The sequence below is a fragment of the Mycobacterium sp. genome, assembly GCF_050701675.1.
In the GTDB taxonomy this organism is placed as follows: Bacteria; Actinomycetota; Actinomycetes; order Mycobacteriales; family Mycobacteriaceae; genus Mycobacterium.
In genome coordinates this window covers 1-2,231 of sequence record NZ_JBOGDD010000082.1, presented here as the reverse complement: position 1 = coordinate 2,231, position 2,231 = coordinate 1, and the positions used below count along the sequence as shown (strand labels likewise).

Here is a 2,231-nt window from a genome sequence, read left to right as displayed (position 1 = left end):
TACTTGAACTTGCCGTAGTCCATGATCTTGCAGACCGGGGGCTTGGCGGCTGGTGCAACTTCGACGAGGTCGAGATCGGCATCCGCGGCGACGCGGAGTGCATCTTCGATGCGCACTATGCCTACCTGCTCACCGTTCGGTCCGATCAAGCGGACTTCAGGCACACGTATGCGCTCGTTGATGCGGGTCTCAGTGCTGATGGGGCCTCCTATGTAGTCTTGGCGGGGCCCAGCCATCAGCAGAAAGGCCCTGCACATTGCAGGGCCCGATGCCGACCGATCACGGCTCACGCCGCCTGCGTCATACGCAGAACAAGCACCGTAAGATGCCTGTGACCGGACCGCTGAACCTAGGTGGCCAACGGTGGGAGCGGGACTCCACTTGCTGTCCTGGCATTCGCCAGGACGGTCGCGCGTGCCAGTCTAACAGGCATGACTCAGTTTCCTGAATCGCCCGAACCGGCGCTAGACGTGCCCACCCGCGAACTGGCCGAGATCCCCGCCGTCGAGGTGATCACCAGGGCGGCCGTCATGCTGATGAGTGCCGCCGCCGAGAAGCTCGGGTTGTCGGCGGACGACCCCGACGAGTCCCCCTACCGCGACCTCGACGAGGCGCGACGGCTGATCACGGCGCTGGCGGGGCTGGTGAAGGCCTCGGCGGAATACCTCGGACCGCATGCCGGCCCGGTCCGCGACGGGTTGAAGAATCTGCAGTTGGCCTTCCGCGAATCCTCGGCATTTCCCGACGAACCCGGCCACGGCCCTGGCGAGAAGTACACCGGGCCGGTCTGGTAGCTCCCGTGTCCCCGCCGCACTCCCAACCATTTTGCGGGTTGAGCGAATATCCTCGCGGCCTATGACGCTGACCACGCCCAAGCAGCAGCGGGCCTCGAGATTCCGATGGGTGCCCGCGGCCGCCGGGTGGATCGTCGGCGTCATCGCGACGCTGTCGCTGATCGCCAGCATCTCTCCGCTGGTGCGGTTCGTCATCAAGGTCCCCCGTGAATGGGTCAACGACTACATCTTCAACTTCCCCGACACCAGCTTCGCCTGGGCGTTCGTGCTTGCGCTGCTCGCTGCGGCGCTGGCGGCCCGAAAGAGCGTCGCCTGGTGGATCGTGCTGCTCTACATGGTGGCGGCCATCGGCTGGAACGTGGGCGACCTGTCCACTGGCCCCGAGTCGGTCATGGAGGATGCGGGCGAGGTCATCGGCCTCGGCTTCCACGTCGCCGCGATTGCCTTCCTGGTACTGGCCCGCAAGGAGTTCTGGGCAAAGGTGCGGCGCGGCGCGCTGTTCAAGGCCGCCGCTGCGCTGACCGCTGGAATGGCGATCGGCATCCTGATCGGGTGGGGCCTGCTCGAGATGTTCCCCGGCTCGCTGGATCGCGACGAGCGCCTCCCGTACGCAGCCAACCGCGTGGTCGTATTCGCAGGCGTCGACGCCGACGCGTTCTCCGGTCATCACCCACACGTCTTCGTCAATGCGCTGCTCGGCCTCTTCGGCGCGTTGGCGCTCATGGCGGCCGCCGTCGTGCTGTTCCAGTCTCAGCGTGCCGAGAACGCCCTGACGGGTGAGGACGAGTCGGCGATCCGCGGACTGCTCGAGCTGTACGGCAAGAACGACTCGCTCGGGTACTTCGCGACCAGGCGCGACAAGTCCGTGGTGTTCGCGCCGAACGGCAGGGCCGCCATCACCTATCGCGTCGAGGTCGGCGTGTGCCTCGCCAGTGGTGACCCGCTCGGCGACCCGCGGGCCTGGCCCGCCGCCATCGGCGCCTGGTTGCAGCTGTGCGAGTCCTACGGATGGGCGCCGGGCGTGATGGGCGCGAGCGCGACGGCAGCACAGGCGTTCCGCGAGGCAGGCCTCAACGCGCTCGAACTCGGCGACGAGGCAATTCTCTACCCGGACAGGTTCAAGCTGTCCGGTCCCGACATGAAGCCGGTTCGGCAGGCCGTCACCCGCGCGCGGCGGGCCGGTCTGACGGTCCGCATCCGCCGCCATCGCGACCTGTCCCCTGATGAGATGGCCACGGCCATTCGGCGGGCCGACGACTGGCGGGACACCGAGACCGAACGTGGATTCTCGATGGCGCTCGGCCGTCTCGGGGATCCGGCCGACAGCGACTGCATGCTGGTGGAGGCGGTCGACGAGCAGGATGCCGTCGTGGCGATGCTCTCGCTGGTGCCGTGGGGCGCCAATGGGGTGTCACTCGACCTCATGCGCCGGTCGCC

Annotated in this window: 3 protein-coding genes; 2 read left to right on the top strand and 1 reads right to left on the bottom strand. The window is 67.3% G+C overall.

From position 1 onward, the window contains the following. Positions 1-200: translation initiation factor IF-3 (infC, locus tag ACRDUX_RS02555; protein ID WP_526410711.1), on the bottom strand; the 200-nt coding region annotated here is incomplete at its 3' end. Positions 201-431: 231 nt separating this feature from the next. Here infC and ACRDUX_RS02550 point away from each other — a divergent pair. Both ACRDUX_RS02550 and ACRDUX_RS02545 read left to right on the top strand, forming a co-directional pair. Next, entirely contained in the window at positions 432-794 is a 363-nt protein-coding gene (locus tag ACRDUX_RS02550; RefSeq protein WP_526410709.1) for a DUF1844 domain-containing protein, read from the top strand. A 61-nt stretch (positions 795-855) separates the two neighbouring features. After that, on the top strand, positions 856-2,231 hold a 1,376-nt coding region (locus ACRDUX_RS02545; protein WP_526410707.1), incomplete at its 3' end, for a phosphatidylglycerol lysyltransferase domain-containing protein.

Excerpts from the sequence above, each read along its gene's own strand:
- ACRDUX_RS02550 (WP_526410709.1), top strand. The coding sequence starts at position 432 with ATGACTCAGTTTCCTGAATCGCCCGAACCGGCGCTAGACGTGCCCACC.